Raw genomic sequence first — 20,297 nt, 5'->3', positions numbered from 1 at the left:
AGTGCCTGATCTCTGCAATCAGAAATTACGTCAGTTCCTAATGGTCTGATCTGCTTCTCCCACAAGCATCTTGCTTGCGAGTAGCAGCGTCAGGGAGCTTGGCTCCTTTGCGCATGTTTTCAAAAGCTGCCAGTACCCGCAAATTATCAGGATGATGCAGGCCGCCAGCAGCTAGTGGCTGAATGTGATCGACGTGATAGCTGATGCGCCCCTCGGCCTGATTGAGGGAGTCTCGAAGACCATAGATCTGATTCAACCGCTCCTTCTCTTCCTCCGAAAGTGCAGGCGACTGGGCAATGATGCGTGCTTTTCTCCGCTGGAGGCCGGAGCTACCTTTGTGTCGATTGGCCTCATAGACAGCCTCGGGCTCAGGGCAGCTCAGCTGGCTGAGATCGACCACTTCTCCGCGCATCGTCCACATCTCTTGCCTGAGCTGGTGAGAGCACCACTGATGGAAGCAGGTTTGTCCCTGCAGATCAATGACCTCCCGAAAGCGTGTCACTTCATAGATAAAGTCCTGCTCCAGGACCTCTCCCGTCCAGCGCGTCCAGCAGCGGGCTAGGTAGCGCTGTGGCTTCTTAACCCAGATGAAGAGTGTTGGCAGCTCCAGCAGCTCCTCCCCCTTGGCAGGCTTTCGGCGGGCATAGGTTCGATCGCCCACCTTGGTCAGCAAGCCGCGATCATTCGACTGGATCAGCCGGAACTTCATGCTGCTCCTAGATGCGATTTTTTCTTGGAGAGGCGATGCCAAGCTCTTGAGCGATAAGTTCAAAGCCCTTCTCATTCTTGAAGGGCTCTATCTCGTCCTGGAGCTTCTTCAGTCTGACCTTCTCCCAGCTAGAGCTTGAGTCGTGATGCTCCCTGACGAAGGACTGGGGCAGGGTGTAGAACTCAGGCTCGCAAGAGCCCGTACTGCCATCGTTTTTCCCATAGAAATTGCCGATGTTGAGGAAGGCGACAATTAGGTAGTCGAATGCAGCCAGGCTCTTCTCCTTAACGGGGAAGCCACGGTCGCAATCAGTTGCATATCTGCTTTTCACTTGGACCCTGATTTGCGCCTTTTCTACTTCTGATGGATTATGCCTGGGTTCAGGGTGAATGCAAATTAGGTCGTATCCTTCGTTTCCAGGTGGCGCCTTGTAGGCAAGTATATTTCTACGCATTAAATAACCCATCACCAAGTATTCAGATCCCGCGGTGACTACCGGTAGGCGTAGCCAGTCCCTAGCTGCTTCCTTGATGCTGGCCAAAGATTGCCGCTGCAGTTGCGAACCTCTGTCATACCAGTGTCAACTGCTTCTGTCATTGCTCTCCTGTTGTAGGGGGCGCCGCAGCTCAGCAGGAGTGGGCTCCTAAGGCGTTGCTGGCGACAAACGGGAGTAATCGCCACCAGGCCGTCAAACACCCACCTAAATCCCTCGTCCAGTCCTCGCGCTGCGTCAAGGATCTAGCCATGCGCCCCGTTGGGGCGTCCTTGTCACATCCCTGCGGCTGGCCGTTGGGGGTGGGGTTCTCTGCCGTCCCCAGATGGCTGCCCCGCTTTCCCGCTCTGCTCTCCGCGCCCGTGATGCCCTTGTGCTCCAGCACCTGCCTTTGGCTGATGCCGTTGCCTCAGCTGTAGCCCGCCGCTTCTTCCCTTTGGTCGAGCGGGAGGATCTGATCCAGGTGGCTAGAGAAGCCCTGCTCCACTCTGTCCTGCGCTGCAAAGCAGGTGAGCCAGCTGAGCCCTATCTGCGGCGCTGCATCTCAGGTGCCCTGCAGCATCACCTGCGCGATCGGGTGCGGCTGGTGCGTATCCCACGCCGGCTGCATGAGCAGGGTCAGTGCCCCCTGGGTCACATCAGCCTTGATGGCCACGCTGATGGCGAGCCGTGCCTGCTCGATCAGCTGGCCAGCCCCGAGCCAGAAGCAGCCGGGCCCGCTGATGATCTGGCGCTGGAGCAGCTGGTAGATCAGCTGCCTGCAGCTCAAGCCACGGCTCTGAGGCTCACCATCCTTGAGGGCCTCTCACTCCGGCAGGCGGCAGAGCAGCTGCAAATCAGCGCCATGTCGGTGCAGCGGGCCCAGAAGAAAGCGCTTGAGGCTCTGCGGCACCAGCTGGTGGGGGCGGGCTGAGGCCCCCCTTGGCTCATGCCTGCTCGAACACCAGCGTGGAGAGCGGCCACCAGCCGCTGCCGCCTTCGTCGTAGGCCAGCTCCACCATCGGATCGGCATTGAGGGACTCGGGCGCAAGGCTGAGCACGGTGGCGCCACTCTCTGGGCTGATCAGGTCACGCCAGCAGCGCGAGCCAATCACTGGCAGGGGTGCCTTGGTGTCAGTCATGGTTCAGGGGCTCACCATCACCCGGTTGCCAGCGCCGCTGTTGCTCACAGCCGCGAACTGACGCCGCTGGGGCGACCAGCAGAGCGAACGCCAGCCCAGATCAGCTGGGGAGCTGCGCACCGTCCAGCTGATGCCATCGCCGCTGGTCATGATCCGGTTGCCGGTGCCGCTGCTACTCACCGCCACGAGCAGCTCCCGCTGCGGCGCCCAGCAGAGGGAGGTCCAGGCGTTGTCGGCTGCTGAGGTCCGGCTCGTCCAGTTGATCCCATCGGGGGAGGTCATCACCCGGTTGCCCCGGCCGCTGCTGCTCAGCGCCACCAGCAAACCCAGCTCCGCCGCCCAGCAGAGCGCTGTCCAGTTGTTGGCTACGGCAGCTGTCCGCAGGGTCCAGTTGCGGCCATCGCTTGAGGTCATCACCCGCTGGTTGCCGCCGGTGCTGCTCACCGCCACCAGCAGCCCCAGCTGCTGCGCCCAGCAGATGGAGCGCCATTCCTGATCTGCAGCAGCCGGTCTGGCTGTCCAGGTGAAGCCATCGCTGCTGGTCATCACCCGATTGCCTGTGCCACTGCTGGCAACCGCCACCAACAGGCCCAGCTCGGGCGACCAGCAGACCCCGGTCCAGTTGTTGTTGGCCGGCGTCTGGCGCAGGGTCCAGCTGGTGCCATCCGGTGAGGTCATCACCCGATTACCAAGGCCGCTGTCGCTGACGGCGACGAACAGCCCCAGCTCCGCAGCCCAGCAGAGCGCCACCCAGTTCTGATCCGCCGCTGATAGTTGGGGGCTCCAGCGGATGCCATCGCTTGAGGTCATTACCCGATTGCCCGTGCCGCTACCCGCCACGCAGGCGTAGAGCTGCAGCTCCGGCGCCCAGCAGATCGCCTGCCAGCTGTTGTCTGCCGCTGAACGCACGGTTGACCAGAGCACGCCAGTGATTCCCAGCACTGGTGTCTGGCCAGCCAGTTCCGCCAGTGCTGCTGCAGGCAGCTGATAGGTGCCGGCAGCGGGGCCAGCAGGGCGGGTGATCGCCAGCAGGTCGCCTGGTTGGAGGGTCATCAGCTGCGGCGATCAGGGCAGAGCTGGGAGGGTGCTGAGATCCAGAGGCATGTAGTCCCCGGCCGGCTGGGCAGTGGCCATCGCTTCCTTGAGGGCTGCAGCATCGACAGCGGCGCCCTCGGTACCGGCGGTGAGGTCCTCGGCAGCCGCTAGGCGCAGCACGCCTGCAGCAGCGGTGGAGGCAGGCTCAACGCTCAGCAGCGGCTGAGCTGGATCGCTTTCATCGATGGCCAGCGGTGCAGCCACCTGGATGCGGATCACGCCGGCGCCATCGGGGCCCAGAGCGGCATTGGCACTCCAGATCGTGCCGTCAAACAGCAGCAGATCCCCCTGGGCGATGTCCTGGCCGGCGATGCCGCTCCAGCTGGCCAGGGCAATGCCGGAGCTGCTGGCCAGGTACACATCCCCGACTGCAGCGCCTGCCGGGGCCTCACTTGTGGTGGGGTCGATCGCACCTCGGTAGGTGAGGGCACCGGAGATGGCGGCATGGAGAGTGCCATCGGCATCCACCGAGAGGTTGGTGCCGGGTTTGATTGCACCGATCGATGCTGCGGTGGCGGGAGTGAGCATGAACGCCTTGACCTCATCAGCCGTGGCCCGGTAGGGCGTGCTGCCGCGCTGCACCAGCAGCAGGTCGGTGGGCTGGGGCAGGGAACGGCCGGCGGTGCGGCTCTCGGTGGTGGTAGCCATGACGATCAGCAGAAAACAGGGTTGGGGGGATCAGGGTTTGGCGTCAGGGCGGTAGGGGGCTGAGCAGGCGCAGGTCCAGCGCGAGCACCACCACCCCATTGCTGGCGGCGGCACTGATGAGCGGCGCTAGAGCTTGCACCGAACTGATGCCCCCGGCTGGGGGCGGTTCAGGGGTGCCGCCGTCCTGCAGCTGGGCCTGGCCCAAGAAGATCACCCCCTGGGGCCGGCTGCTGCTGCGGCACTGGGCCGTCAGCTCGGCCAGCACAGCCGGATCGGGAGTGGCCATCGGCGCCAGGGCAGTGCTGCAGAGCTGTTGCCAGCCCCCAGCCAGGAATGCGCTGGCTCGGTTGCAGTTGGCCGTGATCAGAGCAGGGCATCACCCAGCTCCAGAGCAGCGAGATCCGCGGCATCGTTGCTGCCCTCGCTGGTGGCTGTAGTACTGCCGCTGGCCTGGGCTTCCAGTGCCGTGGCCTGCTCGACCAGTTCGGCTTTGGTCTGGCTGGCATCGAGCTCTACGCCATGAACAGCCGAGCAGTATTCGACGATCTGGGCCTTGGTCATCGCCTGGAAATCAGGGGGCTCAGAAGCCAGCAGGGCTTCTCCGTCGCTGGTGGGGGTTTCCGTTGACTCCAGCAGCTCGCCGGTGGGCGTGGTCTCATCCAGTGCTGAGGCGGGCTCTGTCGCTTCCGGTTGCTCGGGCTCAAGGTCAAGCGCATCCACCAGCTCCGGCGCTGGCTCCGGCTCGGGCTCGGGCGCAGCTTCTGCCGACTGCGTGTGTAGCTGCCAGCCCAATGCCAGCCAGCCAGCCAGGTGCACCGGCCAGATCGAGCGGCTCTCGCCGTCCTTGACGATCAGCAGCTGGCTGGGTGGCAGCAGGGAGTCATCGCCCACACCCGGATCCGGGGTGACGCTCAGCCGCTGCTCCGGGCCCGAGAGGTGAACCGGCGTGGAGGCGGGGTTGTTGCTATCCAGGGGTTGCAGCAGTTGCAAGGGCATTGCGGTGTCCATGGCACTCACCTCAAAGCCCCTGGTTGGCGGTCAGCGCCACGCACATCCCTACCGGTGTGCTCGGGGAGATCACAGCGCGCGCCAGGCGCAGGCAGGGCGGCGTAACCAACTCGCTGTCGGCTGGATTGAGCAGAAGGGCAGCACCACTGATGCTCGCCTCCACCTTGCCGCCAGCGGCGGGGATAGCGACGGCAGCGGCAGTGATCCAGCTGCCGGCAGTGCCGTCAGCCAGCAGCGGCGCAAGCTCCAGCGTCACCGTTACCGCGTCGCTGTGGCCGGGATGGGAGGCCACCAGCACAAAGGAGCAGGAGGCATCGAGATCGGTGCCGAGATTGATGACATCGCCGCTGCTGCGGCTGTGTTCGTAGCAGTCGGTTGCTGAATGGTTGATCCAGCCGACGAGCACCGTCTGGGCATCGAGCAGCCGGGTGGCTTGGGTGGTCATGGATAGGGCTCCAGATCAAAGGGGGACAAATCAGTTGGCGCGGGCAGGGTTATTGCGTTGCCCAGCAGGCGGCGCTTAGGGCAGCACCAGCGGCATGGGCGCGACGTTGTAGAGGCGGGCCGCTGCCTTGCGGTTGCAGACGGCAAAGCCCACGTACCAATCCACCCGCGTGCGGAACACCGGTGCGTCATGCACCTCCCCGAAATCACGCACCGCAATGCCATACCTGCCCTCAAACGGACCCTGCAGACCGCAGACCGCCGCATCGCCCAGTACGCAGCAGTAGATGGAGGTGGTGCCTGCCGGTTCGTCGTAACCGAGCACGGCATGGCCCTCGGCGTCCTCCTCCACCAGCAGGATTTCGATCCCCTCGAAATAGTGGCGGCCGTCGATCACCTCATACAGCTCGCCGCCGGCCTGACGGGAGGCTGTGCTGATCTGGCGGCGGGCGGCCTTGCTGGCAATCAGCACCTTGTCGCCGCCGTAGCCGATCACGCTGTCGCTCAATGCCTCAAGCGCCAGCAGGTTGAGGGTGCTGCCACCGTTGTCGATTGTCTGCTCGTCTCCAGGTGCCAGGCGCTTGCTCAGCCCGTTGAAGGCCCGCGGATCAAAGGTGTCATCGCCATTGATGATTGCGGCTTCCAGTGTGAGGCGCATGGAGCGCACCTTCATCTCGGTTTGGGCAGCACGGGCCTCAGGGCCCTGCAGATCAACGATCGAGCGGTCCACATCCAGATCACCGCCAAAGAGGTGCACAAACTCCGAATCGGAGTTGATCACCCCATAGCTCTGGCGGTAGCCCTCATTCACTGCCCGGAAACCAACGCGGGGCAGCTTGGTTTCAGCCGGGAAGCTCAATGAGCCACCGACAAGGTTGCGAAAGGGCAGGCGGCGCAGCAGCTCCCCCTCAGCAAAGGTCTTGAGCACCGCCAGCTGTTCAGCGCGGCGGGCATATTTCTGCGCCTCAATCAAGGTCAGGCCCAAGGGCACTCTCCCGGGGCCTTGCCCCAGTGACAACAGCAGCTGTTGCCAGGTCGCGTCTGGACCGTCAGTTGATGCTCAGCTCAGGGCATGAGGTGGAGGCTGGCGGCGGCAATAGCAGTCGCTCCGCAGGTTGCCCCTTGCTTGCTCGTCCCAGGGGCCGAGGCAGCACCGGGGCGCGGTGGTCGCGTCCTGCTTGTCACACCGCCATGGCCACCATTCCCGTTGAGCCGGTCTGCCCGATCCGCTTAATCTCCTTCCGTCTGGCCGCCAAGAGCAGCACTACGGCGCGGCGGCTATTCCTCGATGGCGAGGGTCAGATCTGCGCCGATCCCCACTGGCTGCCGCGTGAGCAGGCCCTGCTGCTGGCCCGCAATCAGCAGCTGATCTGGGGGGCAGCCGCCCGGGTGATCGTGCTCTGAGCAACCGGGGCCAGCGAGCGTGAGCTCTCTCGCCCAACCATTGCTGGCCTTTGGCCACTGGGCTTTACAGCGACTCCAGCCAAGAAAACAGAAGGCGGTGCTTATTCATGCCCTCGATGGAGGCGGCCGGAACGGCCTTCACATGAGCGTCAGGGTGCTGGGCCAGGACGATATCCACGGCATGGGGCTCATCAAGGGCCTGCACCATCTCGATGCCATCGCCCAATGAGCCAGAGAAGAACACCGCGTAATGGACGGGGTCCAAGTGGCGATCGACAGTGGTCATGGCAGCAGTGCAGCGCAAAAGAGAAAGAACTGCGGTGCGGAAGGGTAAACGGCACGCGCCGCTTCGTCCTCCCACAGGATTGCCAGGTCTGCATCCAAGTGGTGTTTCGCAGCGCTGGCGTTGCCACCGCTTGCCACCGGGGTAATGCTGTTACAACTCACAGTGGTTATCAGACCATGAGCCGCAACCAAGATCCCTTCCAGATCCCACGCGCCGGCTGGGAAGCCGCGCCCAGCGCTGGGCTGGCCTCGATCGATATCAATGCCAATGGCGGCGCCATCAATGGCGGTGAGTTCGTCCTGGAATCCTCCCTCGGTGGGGTGGTCATCTATGCCGGCTACCAGGCCCTGCTCACCGCCCTGCGCACCGAGGCCCTGCGCCAACGCGGCGTGATCGACCGTGCCACCCAAATCCGCGCCATTGGCGAGACGGTCTGGGCCTCCACCAAGCAGGGCGCGGTCGTAAGCCTGGCGCTCGGCCTGGTGCTGCTGGTTTTCCCCTGGCTGAGTTGGCCTCTGGCAGTGCTGGGGTTCGTGGGCATGGGCAAGGCCTCGCTCGATCTCTTCCATGCCTTTTGGGATGGCCTGGATGAGGCGCAGCGGGCTGAGCTCCTGGCCGCTGCCAACGAGGCTGGTGTGAATCTGCGCCGGTTCTTCGATGGCGAGCAGGGCCAACCGGGTAACCAGCTGGCATGAGCCCCCAGCTCCCAGCCGGGCGCTGGGGGGCGTTGATCGCGCGGCTTGGGGACGCGTTGGCCGATCCAGCCGCCTTCTCAATCCTTCAGGACCGGCTGGTCCGCCATGCGGCTGAGCTCAACGGTCAGCTGCCCGAGCTTTTGCTGCGGACCCCCTACCCGGAGGTCGCTCTGCGCAGCTGGCTCGCAGACAAGGTCCTCAGCCACTGGATCCCCCAGGCCGATGGCGGCACCGCCGCGCAGGGCTGGCAGTTTGAAACCGCCAGCTGGAACCGCTCCCGCGGCGCTGCGGTGATGGAGCCGTGGGAGATCGGCAGTGCCCATCTCGATGGCGGTATCGATGCACTGCTGGCCGAGGGCATGCCGCAGGCGGTGGGGATCGAAAGCCTGGAAGCGGCCCTTCTGGCGGCGGGACTCAGCCTGGGGTGTGGGCCCTGCGCCACAGGCAACAGTTGCAGAGCGCCAATGCCCAGGATCGTCTGATGCTGCTCCACCAGGGCCTCAGGCCCGTGGGGCTTGGCGCACTTACCGGTGTGGGGTTGTCGTTGGTGCTGAGCGTGGCCTTCGCGATGGGCCCAGGCGGGCAGGTCTGGCTGGCTGGCCCGATTTGGGGACCTACGGTGCAAGTCCCCTCCATACCTTCCAGCGGGCAGCTGTCATGCCGTCTCAGTCCATTGGGCGGGATAGCCAGCGCAGGCACTCTCGGATCCAATCTTCTGCCCCGGCCGACTCCCCGATGCCCACGGCGGCTACGGCGCGCAGGGCGCGATGGATTTCAAGGGCTTCGTAGCCCAGGGCAGCCAGGGTTAGCTGCACTTCATCACGGCCTTCTGCCGGCAGCAGGGGGCCGTCTGCCAGCGAATCCGGATCGCCGTGGTTTTCCAGTTGCCCCAGAAACCGCTGCTGCAGTTTGGTCCGCAGCTCGACAGCCAAGCGCTCGGCGGTGCGTTTGCCCACCCCGGGCGCCTGGCAGAGCCGGCGTAGATCGGTTTGCACGATGGCCTGCACCAACTCCCTGGGATCCATCACTCCCAGTAATCCCAGGCCCATTTGGGGCCCTACGCCGCTGACGGCAACCAATTCCCGAAACAGATCCCTTTCGTGGCGCTCACCAAAGCCGTAGAGAATCCAGGCGTCGTCGCGGATAGCCAGGTGGATGTGCAGCTCCAGAGCACTGCCCTGCACCGGTAGCTGCTGCCATTGACGCTGGCTCACCTGAACCTCGTAACCCACCCCCTGACACACCAGCAGCAGGCCGTAGCGCTTGTCCTGCTGCCAGGGATGGTTGAGTTGCCCTTGCAGCCAGCCGATCATGGAGTCAGTAATTGGTTCCCCATCGTGCCCGCTGTGCCAAGGCAATGCTGCTTCGCCGGCTGAGCGCATCACGGTGACTGGCCTATCGCGCTTCCTGCCGGCGTCCCGGTGAGATCCATTTGACCTCAGCGCCTACACCGGAAGACTCGCCACTGCAGGGTGAGCAACGTCAGCTGGGGGGGATGGGGCAGCAGGCCTGACAGATCCGCAGTAAAAGCGCGGTGCTGTGGCAGGCAATTGGCACTGGCAATGGGGATCAGCTCCCCACCCAGTCGCCATGACATCGATGAGTGCCGATCGCTTCCTCGATCGCTTCCGCTTCTTCTTGGCCGAGAAGCAGCAGATCCACGCCGTTGGTCAGCTGTATGAGGTGATCAGCAGCAGCGACCAGGGCGCCGCGATCCTCGACGAACAAGCGCCCTGGGCCGTCAGTTACAGCAGCAAGCCGCCAGCACCCCCAACCCCTGAGCCGCTGCCGCCAGCACCGGCAGGCGGCCTCGATCCCCGCGGTTCAGAGGAAGCCGGCATGGCCGGCCCACAGATGGCAGCACCGGTCAAACCGGGTGATTCCTACCTGCTTGTGAATGACCGCGACGAAGACCTAGAGGCCTACGACCACAGCGGCAAGTTCCTCTGGAAGATCCCCTGTCTGGCCCGGGGGCAGGGCGCTGATACCGACTGGAGCCACACCAACACCGACACCCCGCCTGGTCTCTACAAGCTGGGGCAGCTGTATGCCGATTACGAGCAGAACCCCAATCCACCCTGCTCAGATACCGCTATGGCCTACGGCTGGTACTCCTTTGACCTGGAGGAGCTGGAAGGCCAGGAGATCAAGGCCGGCCGGGCCGGGATCATGCTCCACGGCGGTGGATCCGCCTGCGGCTGGCCTGGTGCCTGGGCAGCGCAGCAGCCCCTGCATCCCACCTTGGGTTGCATCCGTATTCACAACGTCGATCTACGCGACAAGGTGCTGCCCCTTTACCGCCAGGGCACGGTCTATGTGGGGGTGTTCCAGGAAAAAAAGTGACGGCGGGGCCTGTGAACCAGGAGTCCGGGCCCCACTCCAACCTGCAGCACTGGCTCAGCTTCTTCTGCAGCAGCGGCGTCACCAAGTCCAGCCTGGGTGTCATCAATCCGCTGACTGCTGAAGAGGCCTGCGGCTTCCTGGGCTGCATGGTCATCGAGACCGGTGAGCCGGAGCTGGAGAACCTCGATGTAATCGAGGCGGGCAGTGGCGCTGGCCGTGGGGCCATGCAGTACACCGGCGTGCGGCGCAGTGCCTATGACGAAGCACGGCTACAGGCCATCGCAGAAGGCATCGATCCCAACAGCAACAGCTGGCAGCAGCAGTACTTCGCTGAGGAGTACGCCGGTCTGCACGATCCGCCCCAGGGCTCGTTGATCGGCTGGACCCGCGTCTTTGAAGACCGCCCCTCTGGCATGGATTCAGCAGCGGCAGCGGCCTACTGGACCGGTTCAGCCGCAGCGGCTGAGGGTTACTTCAGGCCCGGCACACCGCACCTAGAGCGGCGCCAGGCGGAAGCCCAAAGGATCTGGGGGTTGCTGCAGGGCGGTGAGCTTGTGCTGCCTCCCGCAGGGGGCTGATCAACCGGCAGGAGGAAAGAGAACCGTGACACCAGAACCAGCACCACGGCCACCCTTCGATCGGGAGCGATTCATCTTTAAGACCCTGGCGGTGGTGATCGGCACCCAGCTGCTGATCTATTCGCTGGCTGCTGGGGTTTGCGGCCAAAGGGCGCTCCAGGGCCGTCCTGTCGGTCAGATCTGCCCCGGCACGCTGGAGCAGCTGCAGGGCGGCTTTGATTCCACCCTCAAGCTGCTGCTGGCGCTGCTGGGCGGTGCAGCGCTGTCGCGGATGGCACCTCCCTCTTGAGCGCGATCAAGCTCCTGCTCTCACTGCCTAGGCCGCAACACCAGCCAAGCAATCAGCAGCATGCTGCCGGTGCTCACCAGCGTAAAAATCCAATCGGCGTAGGGAGTCCAGGGCATCCACCCAGCCTGCCTCCCCCGGATACCCCTTGGAGAAGAGGCTGAGCGCCATGCCAAACATGGCTGCTCAGCCCTTGAAGTCTTCAACACGTCTGTGGATGTACCTGTTCACGTGTCCTGAGGGAAACCACAGCTCAGGCGTCTGATGCCTGAGAGGTAGTCAGCCCCTGATCGCATGTGGCCAGTAGGGCAACCCTGGGTTTCTACCCTGCTGCGATGGCCCCAGACCTCAAGCACCCTGCCACTGGCGATTTGATTGTGTTGGCCGATGGTGAGCAGCTTTGGCGGATCGGCTGGCCTGGCAATCCAGTGCTGGTGGTAACCAAGAGCGGACCAGACGGCAACGCCCTCTACCGGCTGGCTGATCCCAAATGCAAAACCTGGAACAAGGTGGGGGATATGAAGCTGGTGCCCTGGCCAGAAGCCGGCAGCTGAGCCGGCCCAACCCACCTCGGCAGGAGTAGAACAGCTGTACTGCTGCCGTTGCTGGTTTGATGTTGGCCGACCTGCCCATTGGCGAGCCTGTGCCCTTCTGCTTGGGTTCATTGGGTGAGGGCTTGGATCTCCAGGCAGCCCTGATTCCCAACCCGGTTTGCACCTTCTACATGCGGGCCAGCGGCAATGGGATGCGCCAGCACGGCATAAATGATGGCGACCTGATGGTGATTGACCGCAGCGTGGAACCCTGCTCCGGCCATGTCGTCGTCGTTGCCCACCAGGGCAGCTTCCTGATGCGCCCGCTCTTGCGGCAGGGGGAGCAGTGGTTACTTGAACCCGTGCGGCCAAACGAGGTAGCAATTCCTTTGGACCTGGAGGTCTTTGATCGCTCAGGCCTATTTGGCGTGGTGGTGCATGCGGTGCATCACCTCAACAAGCCGCGTTTGCGAAAGATCTGAGCTGGGGTAGTCAGGGAAGCAAGCAGACTCAAACAACCGAAATTCGGATGTTTGATCGCTCCGAGCTTCCACCCGTTCGCTCCCGCTCTGGGATTCCAGCTCTGCGCTGAACACGCTGCACATCCGGCTTTGCTGCACCCACTCGCGCCTGCTCAGGGATTCCGCTGCACCCCAATCAGACCCAGGTCCAAAACTCTTGCCTTGCCCACCAGTGGCTTGCTCCGGGCTTCCTCAGTCTGAGGCATTCCTGCGTCATGCCTCCGCTTCGGGAAGTCCCGTCGCTGCGCCACACCTGGCGCCGATTTCATGGCCATCCGCTCTGCTGCCGCCTCACCGTTCTGCAGGCCAGAAGAAGATCCGTTCCTGCTGCTCGAATCCACCCTCCGTTCCATCGAGGTGGTGCTGATGCTTCGGCGTGATCTGCCGCTGCGCCGCACCTGGAGCGAGCAGCCCTATGGAGAGGAGGAGATCACCCGCCTGGAAGAGGAGGTCCTGCCCGCCATCCGCAAGTGTCTGGCCCGCGTTGATGAGCTCGATCAGCGGCTGCTGGCCCAGCATGAGTTGCTGGTGCTGCGCTGCGAGCTAGAAGCCAAGCGTCACGCTCTGGCCTAAGGCTCAGGAGCCACAGGCTCAAGCCCGGCCGGGGGCCTAATCCCGGCTTTCTCCCCCCTGTTGGATTGCTGGCGTTCAGGGTCAGTAGTGGTGCACCGCAGGGGAGAGCACTTCCCCGATGGTTCGCCCAAGTGCCAGCAACCTGACGGGCTGGCAGCGCCGCAGCGTCAAAGCCAAGGCGAGCGCCCTACTGGCGGCCTTGACCCGGCGGCTTGATGGGCGCGAGTGGGGGCGTTTTTTCTCCTTCCTGCGATGCAAGCCACCTCCACCCTGCTCCGCTCCAGCAGCACCAGGCAGCGCAAGGCCGGCCCAGCCACCACAGCAGCTCGGCAGCTGGTGCTCTTCTCCTTGCCAGAGCCGATCGCCTGCTGCTGGGATCTGATCTGCCCAGAGGAAGCCTGGGAGCAGCCCCTGCGCTGGGCCGTCTAGGGCCCAGGCCCGCTGGCGGCCTACGCCCCTCCACCCACTCGCGCCTGCTCGGGGATTCCAGGGCTGCGGCCCAAACCGGTGTTGCACCAGTTGGCCTAATTGCAGGCAGCTCAGCTGCCGCCAGCTGCCCATCGATCAGCACCACCGGCTCCGTTCACTGCAGGAGCGTTGTGGTGCTCCAGCCAGGCATTCAGCAGGTCGCCTTTGGTCACCCGATAGCCCAACTGACGAGCGGTGTGAAGCAGCTCTTGGCGGCTACTGCATTGGCTGAGGGTCTGCTGGAGCGCCTGGCTGGTTTCTGCATCAGCCACCAACCGCTCCAGATCAGACCAGCTCATGCGCGTGCGCCCGTTATGCGCTCACGTTCGCGTGGGATAGCCCCTGGCACCAGGTTCCGCAGGGCACGCTGCTGCACTCCGCCCGATTGCTTTCTGCCCTTTATTGGGATGAAGGTCAGATCCTTCTGGGTAAACCAGACCTCATCCGAACTAATGGGAGCAGCTGGACCACGCCTCGATCGCAGAGGGTCGAGAGCAGTCCTGTTCACCGGACGCGGTGAGGAGGCAGCACGGGTCTTTCAGCAGGGCCAGTGGGTGCTGGCTGGCCGGGCGTTGCGAAACCCCTCCGCAGCATGCCCCTGCGGCTCGCACTAGCAAGGGCTGACGCAAGGCTCGCTGCTCTCGCCCCTGGCTAGTGCTCACCTTTGGGGCGCTTGGTCGGTGTTCTCCGCACCACCCCAGCCATGGCCACTCCCCAAGGCCCCGTCTGTGAAGTCCGCATGCTTGTGGTTCACCGCTATGCGCCCGGCGTTCAGAAGCTCGGCTCCACTCCCTGTGAGGTCGAGTTCTTTGGCCGCCGCGGTAAGCCCGTCAAAAAGATGCGGCTGATCCCCGCTGAGAAGGCCTTTGCCTTTGCCCGCAAGCTGCAGGGCACCCCCGGCTGCACCGTCTCGGTCTGCTGAGCCCTTGGGGCTCAGGCCCGGCTGCCGCTTGGTGGCCGGGCCTTTCAGGTCGCCACGGGCTGAGGCGGTCAACATGGGCATCAGAAAGGCCTCTTGCGCTCTCGGCCGTGATGGCTCACCGCACACCCCACGACACAGCACTAAATGGCTGAGTGCATCCGCTACGTCTGCAACCACTGCTCCAAGGACGTGCAGTCCTGGTCCGATGGCAACCCCTACTTCATCAACGCAAGCGGGCGCAAGGAATACGCCTACCACCCCAACCATGAGGGGCTGGCCCGCTGCATTGGCAACGACTCGCCCCATCTCTGCCTCCAATGCGGCCATGGGTTCCGGGTTGATTCCCGTGCCCCCATCACCTGCTGCCCAGAGTGCGGAGCAGCAACCATCAGATCCACCTTTGAGCTGGAGGGGATGCAGTGTCCGTTTTGCAAGGAGGGCGCGTTCGTGCTGGATCTGGGCTTCCGGTGCCTCTCATAGACACAACCCTTGGCAGTGGCCGCCACCGCTGCCCCAGAGCAGGCAGCCGCTTCGGTTTTAGCTGTCCTGGACAGGCTGGTGATGCATCAGGTATCTGGCGGTCACAAACCGCGACCGCTGACCGGCCCGGCTGAGGCTGTAATTGGCGCGAGCGATTTCCTCCTCCGTCGCGCGGGTTTTGTAAAGCGCTGAGCCGGTATCCCGATGGAGGAGCACGTAGTCGCTGGCCTCTGGGGCGGTGGACATGGGTATGACGGGGCAGCGGTAGGACGCGCTGGGCCGCAGCAAAGCGGAGCAGCGCTGCCGGTGCCAGTGCCGTTCGCGGCTGTTACAGATCGGCTTGCTGCACGACGTCCTGCTGATCGCTGGCTGGCTCAGCCATGGGCACCCAACCAGCGCCGATAACGGCTGCGCTGCCGCCGGGCCCTGGCCTTGGAGCGAGCAGAGCCGAACTGGGGGCTGCTGCCATCACGGCGACGGCGCACCCAGGTCCCTTTTCTGATCAAGCCAGCGTCTTGGGCGTTGGCGCGGCGTGCGGCAACGATCGTGCCGTAACCCTGCTTTTGTTTGGCGCGGGCACGGGAGCGGGCCTGGCTGGCGCTGGCGGCTGGCACCACGGTTGATGTGGAGCGGTTACGCCAGAACACCAGATACCAGGCCATAGCTCTATGGGCGGGTGTGATCAGCGCCGTGGTGCAGCCGCCCTGGGCGTGGTGCCCTTGACGGCCTCTAGATACAGCTCGGCGGTGCTCAGGGTCTGCAGGTTTGGGGCGGCGCTGTGGTCATGGCCCGCCTCTGCGACCGTGCCCGCATACAGGCCACTGCGTTGCTGGAACAGGAAGCTGAATACCGGGTGACGGCGCAGCTCCTCCATGTAGTCGCCATCGCACAGCGCCACGCCATCGGCGGTGAGGGGTTGGCCCTTGCCATCGACGGGAAGCAGCCGCTCACGGCCGTCCACATCCCCCAGCTGGAAGTGGCCACCGCACAGCGTCACGAAGGTGTCAAAGAAGGTGCCCCGTTCATCGCCGCCGACCCGGCCCTCAGCTTCTGAGAACAGGCGCTCCAGCAAGCGCTCCTTGCGCAGGTTCTGCACCTGGGAGCGGGCCTCGTCCCGTTCTTTTTCAACGCTGCGCACGCGGCGGATGTTGGCCTCATTAAGCTGGCGTTCACGGTCGCCTACCTGGCGTTCGAACTCTTCTCGCTTGCGCTCAGCGTCCTGCAGGCGGGCGTATTCATCGGGGTTGATCTCAGAGAAGCGCGACAGCTGGGCGCGGGCCTTGCGCAGCTCTTTTTCGAGCTGGTTGCTGCGGCGACGTTCGGCGCGCAACGGTTCAGCACTGCTTGTGGTGGCAGCAGGGGGGTCATCGTTGTCGCTGCTGCCGCTGACACCTGGGTCTTGGGGCAGGGAGAGGTCGAAGGTGTCGTCGCCCTCGGCAGAATCCAGGCCAGCGTCAGCGGCGCCGTCGCTGTCGAGAAGGTCGGGGTCAGTAGCAGGTGGAGCAGAGCCAGCGGGGCCCTGGTTGGGCTGCTGCTGCTGTTGGCGGTAGATCTGCCATCGAGCAGTAGGGGCCAAAGGCGCTGGAGCGGTGCCGCTGCTGGTGCGGCTGAAGTCAGAGAAGAAGGAAGAGGACATCACCCATCACGGCTGTGGTGTTGCGGGCGCCCCGTCCGGGCTGCGCTCGCTTTCCCTGTTGCCAGCTCTTCAAAAGCCCTGCTCAGGCAGCTCATCCAGCACAGCTGCAGAGCGCCTCGCCGGCAGGTAGATCCACTCTCCAGCTGGCAGCTGGGTGGAGGGCAAATAACCCGGCACCAGCAGTTGCATCCCGGCCGGGACCGGCGTGGTGGAGCGATAGACAGGCAGAAGCAGGGTGGTGCCGGAGGGCAGGGGTTCCTCGCTGGGCCAGCTGCTCAGCTCCGGGTTGAACTCGCGCAGCAGAAAGAGGCTGAGGTTCTGCGCGCTCGCCACGCTGCTCAAGGTCTCACCCTCGCTGGTGACATACGGCTCGCTCTGCTGCAGCACCGTGTTGAGGCTGCGCAGCTTGCTTTCTGTGGTGCCGTGCCGGCCAGCCAGCACCGCCAGGGAGTCGCCCTCAACTGCGGTGATCGTTTGGGTGCTTTCCAGCTGGGGGTTGCTCCGCCGCAAGGTGGCCACGGTGGTGCCGTAGCGCTCAGCGATCAAGTTCAAGGTGTCGCCATCCCGCAGCACCAACACGCTGTGGGGCCTGAGCACCAGCTGGATCGCTTCCCCCAGCAGTGGCTGCACCAATAAACCAATGCCACCAGGGCCGTAGTCCGCCCCGAAGTGCTGCACCAGGCAGCCGGCGAACTGGGCACGACCACCGGAGGGCAGCCCGCCATCGGACCGCAGCTGAGCCAGATCCCCAAGCCACATCACCCCCTGACAGGGGGCCTGCACCGTGCCCAGCAGCGCTGGGTCCCAGGGCAGCGGTGCCTCGTCGCGGAATCCGGGGGTAGCCCAATCGAGTTCGGCCGCCAGCCAGTCAAAGGTGTTGCTGGTGCTCACCGGCAGGATCGCCGCACGGCAGAGGTAGCCCTGCAGCAGCACATCCCCCGGGTCGGTAAGGGCGGTGTCGTTGTAGCCGCCAACAATTCCCTGCTGCTCGAGGAAGCAGTCGATCACGTGGCGGCGGATGGGAACCGGACTGCGGCTCTCGGGCCGGTCGACTTCAAACAGGCAGAGGCGAGCATTGGCGTAGGGCTGCAAAGCCAGCCATAGAGGCGCAGCAAGGGGCTGAGCCACCCGGCTGTCGGTCGCTGGTGAGGCCGCTGGCAAGCCCACCAGCTGGCCCCACTGCCCTGCGGCCCGCACAGGGTTAAGGCCCTGGTTCAGCGGCGAGATGAGCTGCTCCATCGCTCAGCCCCGCACCAGTGATCCCTGGAAGGGATCGGTTTTGCATTGGCGCCAGTTCTGCAGCCTTGGCAGCAGCAGCGCCAGCTGGCCTATGTGCTGGCTGCGCTGCCGGTTCAGCACTACAGCTGGTGATGGGCCAGCAGGGTTCCATTCGCTTTCGGTTTCCTCCAGCAGCAGCTCGGTGGCGTACTCGACCACCGCCAACTTGCTCAAGGGCAGCGGGTTGGGCACGACGCCACCGGCGACGCCCTTGCGGCTGCTGCGGATTGGGCTGTTCACCTCGGCTGGGGTCAGTGCCGCCAGCTGCTGATCCAGAACGGCGATGGCATCGAGATGGCCCTGGGCGGTGCACACCCCCGTGGGGTAGTGGTTCTGGAGCAGGGCCATCTCCCGGTTCAGGGCTGAGAGAGAAGGTGAGCTGACAGGAATCGAGAGGGCAATGCGCAGGGCTTCTGCGTCGCTTGGGCGCCAGGTGCAGGTGGGTGGGGAGGACTGGGTCATGCCCTCCGTTGCCAGCTCAGCTGCCCCCAGTGATCTCGCCCAGCCCCAGCTGCTGGCGCAACTCGACGCCGTCGATCACCCCCCGCTCATGCAGCACCAGCCACTCCTGCACCGAGGGCTGGGGTTTGCGCGGTGGTTGCGGCGGCACCAGCGGGCAGATCTCCACGCTGCAGGCAGGGGTATCGGAGAGCTTTTCGCCGGTCAGGCGGGTCCACTGGCGCAGCAGGGTGCTGAGCATCGAACTCTTCTGGCCCGCCAGCGACTGCAGCACCGCAAAGCTCTGGCCAGCAGTCAGGGATATTTCCAGCTCGGTGCGGGCTGGACCGTGGCCACCGGCTGGGATCAGGGCGTCGCGGCGCATGGCTTCTTCCAGCTGCTGCAAATAAGCCCGGTGCTCCGCCAGTGAGCGAGCTTCTATTTCCACCCACTGGAACTTGGCACCCTCCGGCAGGTCCATAAAGGAGGAGGTGGAGAGCACCAGGCGCTGGGGGCGTTGGCCCTCTGCGCCGCCGGTGGCAGCACCGGAACCCAGGGCGCCATCACTGCGCCGGAAGCCGTAGGCATCCACCAGCCCGGTGCGTACGCCCACGGGCAGGGCCGTTCGTGACAACAGATCCTCGTAGTCGCTGCGGCAGCGGTAGTGGTTGAGGTACTGGTGGGCTAGGCCCAGGTGGGGCAGATCGCCCTCACCAAACGCGCTGCCATCCACCGAGTACCAGAGGGCTGGCAGGTCAAAGCGCTGCGGCAGCAGCGAAGGCTCACCCACCGGCACCACGTCGTAGCCATCAACAGCTCCGGGATTGGGGTTGGCCTGCCAGGTACGCAGCACCAGGCCGTCGTCCGTCACTGAAAGGCTGCGGTACAGCCAGGCCTGTGGATCCGGCACTAAGCCGCCATGGGCGTCGATCAGCACCGTGGGCACCGCGGCATTGCCGCTGGAGTAACGGGGCGGCAGGGCCTGGCGGCGCGGCTCCCGCCAGACGATCTCAACTGGCCCCGATGCAGGAGCGCCTGAGGCGCCGTCGGTGGGCAGGAGCCAGTTGAGCAGGTCACCCCGGGGCACCAGCTGCAACCGCGGCAGGGAGAGCCGGTCACCCTTGGCAAGGGCTTCCAGCCGGTCCCCTTCTGAGGGCCAGCGGTGCTGGGGCGGCAGTTGCAGGATTAGACAGCCACCGTCCCGCAGGGTGAGCAGGTCGGCCAGGAACAGGAACACACCCAGGTCAGTGCCTTGTCCATCGACATCGGTGGCCACCCGAGTCAGGGAATCGGGTAGCTCCTGCCAGGACAATCGAGACAGCATCCCCGCGTAGGTGCGCAGGGCATCGCGGTAGAAGCCGGTGGGGCGGGCGGCCTCCAGCCGCTTGATGTAGCAGGCCTCAGGTTCTTCTATGCCGCGGGTCAGATACAGCGGCCGGCGGCTGGTGCCGTCGGGGAGTTCGAGCAGGGTCCAGCAGTCGTAGACCAGTTGCAGGCGATCCCTCAGGCCGGAGAGAGTGGGGTGTTCAAGCCAAGGGGGCTGGGCAGGGGCTTCAGATCGCGGTGGAGAAGTGAGCGAATGGCTGGTGGTGCGAGCAGATCTGCGGCGATGGATGGTGGGCACACCGACAAAACAGGTACCTGCTCTTGCCAGAGGCGCCAAAGGCAAACTGGCAGTGGGGATGCAAGAGCTGCATCGTGATGAGCTGTCTGCTAATGAGGGGCAAAAGCCTGGATAGAAACCACGCCTTACTATCCGAGTGCAGTGAAGATGCTGGCGAGGAAAGTGCAATTCAACACTCCCATTACTTTTCAATGGTCTTGCGTTGTGAACTATCGAACGCAACGGTTTTTGTGGGGGCAGTCAGAAGCCTCGGATCTTAATGATGACCATCTCAATAATCTCTGGAGAGCTGAGGAAAGCTTTTGAACGACCCTATAAATCAACTTCGGCTGGGCATCCCTGAGTTCGAGGCAATAATCTCTGACTTAATATCAGCACAGGCTATTCCTCTCGGATCCGCCGATCCACCAGCGTCGCCTGGGATCTACGCACTTGTACACGAAGATAAAATTAAATACATCGGCCAGGCCATCGGCTCCAAAGGGCTGCGGGACCGCCTGCTGTCGAAGCATTTAAGCGGTGACGATGGCCATACACTCCAGCGCGTGTTTGCTGTCAAGTACCCGAACCGCAATCAACGTCGCGAATACCTCCGAGTGCACATCCTCGCAAAGTGGTGTTGTGTTCCCGATCGACCAACGGCGTCTGTAGTTGAAAGACTATTGATTTGGTCGATGCGACCAGAGTGGAATGTCAAATAAGCAGGAATGTCGG

General features: G+C 64.1%; 31 protein-coding genes. 13 read left to right on the top strand and 18 right to left on the bottom strand.

All coding sequences use genetic code 11. From position 1 onward, the window contains the following. Nucleotides 1–37: 37 nt before the first annotated feature. Complete coding sequence (locus KBY73_RS11010) at nt 38–709, bottom strand: HNH endonuclease signature motif containing protein (protein ID WP_254937140.1); 672 nt, start codon at nt 707–709, stop codon at nt 38–40. Between the two features lie 7 nt (nt 710–716). Further along, complete coding sequence (locus KBY73_RS11005) at nt 717–1,250, bottom strand: hypothetical protein (protein WP_254937139.1); 534 nt, start codon at nt 1,248–1,250, stop codon at nt 717–719. 277 nt (nt 1,251–1,527) lie between these two features. On the opposite strand from KBY73_RS11005, the gene KBY73_RS11000 reads away from it, so the two are divergent. Then, a complete protein-coding gene (locus KBY73_RS11000) occupies nt 1,528–2,115 on the top strand; it encodes a sigma-70 family RNA polymerase sigma factor (protein ID WP_254937138.1) in 588 nt (195 codons plus the stop codon). 13 nt (nt 2,116–2,128) lie between these two features. On the opposite strand, the gene KBY73_RS10995 is transcribed toward KBY73_RS11000, so the two are convergent. The 7 genes from KBY73_RS10995 to KBY73_RS10965 form a co-directional block, all read right to left on the bottom strand. After that, on the bottom strand, nt 2,129–2,323 hold the full coding sequence (locus tag KBY73_RS10995; protein WP_254937137.1) for a hypothetical protein: 195 nt from the start codon (nt 2,321–2,323) through the stop codon (nt 2,129–2,131). A 3-nt stretch (nt 2,324–2,326) separates the two neighbouring features. After that, the gene (locus KBY73_RS10990) at nt 2,327–3,376 is read right to left on the bottom strand and encodes a hypothetical protein (protein ID WP_254937136.1); all 1,050 of its coding nucleotides are present in this window, start codon (nt 3,374–3,376) and stop codon (nt 2,327–2,329) included. A gap of 12 nt (nt 3,377–3,388) precedes the next feature. After that, nucleotides 3,389–4,066 (bottom strand): hypothetical protein, encoded by a 678-nt coding sequence (locus KBY73_RS10985; RefSeq protein ID WP_254937135.1) that lies wholly within the window; start codon nt 4,064–4,066, stop codon nt 3,389–3,391. 43 nt (nt 4,067–4,109) lie between these two features. Then, the gene (locus KBY73_RS10980; RefSeq protein WP_254937134.1) at nt 4,110–4,352 is read right to left on the bottom strand and encodes a hypothetical protein; all 243 of its coding nucleotides are present in this window, start codon (nt 4,350–4,352) and stop codon (nt 4,110–4,112) included. 77 nt (nt 4,353–4,429) lie between these two features. Next, nucleotides 4,430–5,074, bottom strand: coding sequence for a hypothetical protein (locus KBY73_RS10975; RefSeq protein WP_254937133.1), 645 nt, complete (start codon nt 5,072–5,074; stop codon nt 4,430–4,432). A 10-nt stretch (nt 5,075–5,084) separates the two neighbouring features. Continuing rightward, nucleotides 5,085–5,519, bottom strand: coding sequence for a hypothetical protein (locus tag KBY73_RS10970; protein WP_254932038.1), 435 nt, complete (start codon nt 5,517–5,519; stop codon nt 5,085–5,087). A gap of 75 nt (nt 5,520–5,594) precedes the next feature. Continuing rightward, entirely contained in the window at nt 5,595–6,503 is a 909-nt protein-coding gene (locus tag KBY73_RS10965) for a major capsid protein (RefSeq protein WP_261347701.1), read from the bottom strand. Nucleotides 6,504–6,709: 206 nt separating this feature from the next. Between KBY73_RS10965 and KBY73_RS10960 the strand changes: the two genes are divergently transcribed. Next, nucleotides 6,710–6,922, top strand: a complete 213-nt coding sequence (locus KBY73_RS10960) for a hypothetical protein (protein ID WP_254937132.1) — start codon at nt 6,710–6,712, stop codon at nt 6,920–6,922. 64 nt (nt 6,923–6,986) lie between these two features. Here KBY73_RS10960 and KBY73_RS10955 read toward each other — a convergent pair whose 3' ends face one another. After that, nucleotides 6,987–7,208: a hypothetical protein gene (locus KBY73_RS10955; RefSeq protein WP_254937131.1), complete on the bottom strand. Its 222-nt coding sequence runs from the start codon at nt 7,206–7,208 to the stop codon at nt 6,987–6,989. Nucleotides 7,209–7,384: 176 nt separating this feature from the next. Between KBY73_RS10955 and KBY73_RS10950 the strand changes: the two genes are divergently transcribed. Further along, entirely contained in the window at nt 7,385–7,903 is a 519-nt protein-coding gene (locus KBY73_RS10950; protein WP_254937130.1) for a hypothetical protein, read from the top strand. Then, complete coding sequence (locus KBY73_RS10945) at nt 7,900–8,385, top strand: hypothetical protein (RefSeq protein ID WP_254937129.1); 486 nt, start codon at nt 7,900–7,902, stop codon at nt 8,383–8,385. The genes KBY73_RS10950 and KBY73_RS10945 overlap by 4 nt, the downstream gene beginning before the upstream one ends. A gap of 183 nt (nt 8,386–8,568) precedes the next feature. Here KBY73_RS10945 and ruvA read toward each other — a convergent pair whose 3' ends face one another. After that, complete coding sequence (ruvA, locus tag KBY73_RS10940; RefSeq protein ID WP_254937128.1) at nt 8,569–9,216, bottom strand: Holliday junction branch migration protein RuvA; 648 nt, start codon at nt 9,214–9,216, stop codon at nt 8,569–8,571. Nucleotides 9,217–9,493: 277 nt separating this feature from the next. On the opposite strand from ruvA, the gene KBY73_RS10935 reads away from it, so the two are divergent. From KBY73_RS10935 to KBY73_RS10905, 7 genes are all read left to right on the top strand, one after another. Then, nucleotides 9,494–10,246, top strand: coding sequence for a L,D-transpeptidase (locus KBY73_RS10935; RefSeq protein WP_254937127.1), 753 nt, complete (start codon nt 9,494–9,496; stop codon nt 10,244–10,246). Nucleotides 10,247–10,257: 11 nt separating this feature from the next. Continuing rightward, nucleotides 10,258–10,824 carry a phage tail tip lysozyme gene (locus tag KBY73_RS10930; protein WP_254937126.1) on the top strand — a complete coding sequence of 189 codons (567 nt, stop codon included), beginning with the start codon at nt 10,258–10,260 and terminating at the stop codon, nt 10,822–10,824. Nucleotides 10,825–10,849: 25 nt separating this feature from the next. Continuing rightward, complete coding sequence (locus tag KBY73_RS10925; protein WP_254937125.1) at nt 10,850–11,113, top strand: hypothetical protein; 264 nt, start codon at nt 10,850–10,852, stop codon at nt 11,111–11,113. A gap of 332 nt (nt 11,114–11,445) precedes the next feature. Beyond that, nucleotides 11,446–11,664 carry a hypothetical protein gene (locus tag KBY73_RS10920; protein ID WP_254937124.1) on the top strand — a complete coding sequence of 73 codons (219 nt, stop codon included), beginning with the start codon at nt 11,446–11,448 and terminating at the stop codon, nt 11,662–11,664. A 59-nt stretch (nt 11,665–11,723) separates the two neighbouring features. Continuing rightward, on the top strand, nt 11,724–12,125 hold the full coding sequence (locus KBY73_RS10915) for a LexA family transcriptional regulator (protein ID WP_254937123.1): 402 nt from the start codon (nt 11,724–11,726) through the stop codon (nt 12,123–12,125). 306 nt (nt 12,126–12,431) lie between these two features. Further along, a complete protein-coding gene (locus tag KBY73_RS10910; RefSeq protein WP_180667611.1) occupies nt 12,432–12,737 on the top strand; it encodes a hypothetical protein in 306 nt (101 codons plus the stop codon). Between the two features lie 252 nt (nt 12,738–12,989). Further along, nucleotides 12,990–13,166: a hypothetical protein gene (locus tag KBY73_RS10905; protein ID WP_254937122.1), complete on the top strand. Its 177-nt coding sequence runs from the start codon at nt 12,990–12,992 to the stop codon at nt 13,164–13,166. Nucleotides 13,167–13,276: 110 nt separating this feature from the next. Here the strand turns inward: KBY73_RS10905 and KBY73_RS10900 are convergent, their stop codons facing one another. Continuing rightward, nucleotides 13,277–13,504, bottom strand: a complete 228-nt coding sequence (locus tag KBY73_RS10900; RefSeq protein WP_254937121.1) for a Nif11-like leader peptide family natural product precursor — start codon at nt 13,502–13,504, stop codon at nt 13,277–13,279. Between the two features lie 404 nt (nt 13,505–13,908). On the opposite strand from KBY73_RS10900, the gene KBY73_RS10895 reads away from it, so the two are divergent. Together KBY73_RS10895 and KBY73_RS10890 are read left to right on the top strand one after the other, a co-directional pair. Next, complete coding sequence (locus KBY73_RS10895) at nt 13,909–14,127, top strand: hypothetical protein (RefSeq protein WP_254937120.1); 219 nt, start codon at nt 13,909–13,911, stop codon at nt 14,125–14,127. A gap of 144 nt (nt 14,128–14,271) precedes the next feature. After that, nucleotides 14,272–14,607 (top strand): hypothetical protein, encoded by a 336-nt coding sequence (locus tag KBY73_RS10890; protein WP_254937119.1) that lies wholly within the window; start codon nt 14,272–14,274, stop codon nt 14,605–14,607. A 57-nt stretch (nt 14,608–14,664) separates the two neighbouring features. On the opposite strand, the gene KBY73_RS10885 is transcribed toward KBY73_RS10890, so the two are convergent. The 6 genes from KBY73_RS10885 to KBY73_RS10860 form a co-directional block, all read right to left on the bottom strand. Further along, nucleotides 14,665–14,853 carry a hypothetical protein gene (locus tag KBY73_RS10885; protein ID WP_254937118.1) on the bottom strand — a complete coding sequence of 63 codons (189 nt, stop codon included), beginning with the start codon at nt 14,851–14,853 and terminating at the stop codon, nt 14,665–14,667. 128 nt (nt 14,854–14,981) lie between these two features. Next, nucleotides 14,982–15,269 carry a hypothetical protein gene (locus tag KBY73_RS10880; protein ID WP_254937117.1) on the bottom strand — a complete coding sequence of 96 codons (288 nt, stop codon included), beginning with the start codon at nt 15,267–15,269 and terminating at the stop codon, nt 14,982–14,984. Nucleotides 15,270–15,289: 20 nt separating this feature from the next. Beyond that, nucleotides 15,290–16,243, bottom strand: coding sequence for a hypothetical protein (locus tag KBY73_RS10875; protein WP_254937116.1), 954 nt, complete (start codon nt 16,241–16,243; stop codon nt 15,290–15,292). A 69-nt stretch (nt 16,244–16,312) separates the two neighbouring features. After that, entirely contained in the window at nt 16,313–17,482 is a 1,170-nt protein-coding gene (locus KBY73_RS10870) for a LysM peptidoglycan-binding domain-containing protein (protein WP_254937115.1), read from the bottom strand. Nucleotides 17,483–17,485: 3 nt separating this feature from the next. Further along, on the bottom strand, nt 17,486–17,983 hold the full coding sequence (locus KBY73_RS10865; RefSeq protein ID WP_254937114.1) for a hypothetical protein: 498 nt from the start codon (nt 17,981–17,983) through the stop codon (nt 17,486–17,488). A 16-nt stretch (nt 17,984–17,999) separates the two neighbouring features. Then, nucleotides 18,000–19,583, bottom strand: coding sequence for a DUF4055 domain-containing protein (locus KBY73_RS10860; RefSeq protein ID WP_254937113.1), 1,584 nt, complete (start codon nt 19,581–19,583; stop codon nt 18,000–18,002). Between the last annotated feature and the right edge of the window lie 714 nt (nt 19,584–20,297).

The organism is Cyanobium sp. Tous-M-B4 (genome assembly GCF_024345395.1).
Classification (GTDB): domain Bacteria; phylum Cyanobacteriota; class Cyanobacteriia; order PCC-6307; family Cyanobiaceae; genus Cyanobium_A.
Note: the sequence above shows the minus strand (reverse complement) of the source record. Positions and strands in the feature narration are given on the sequence as shown.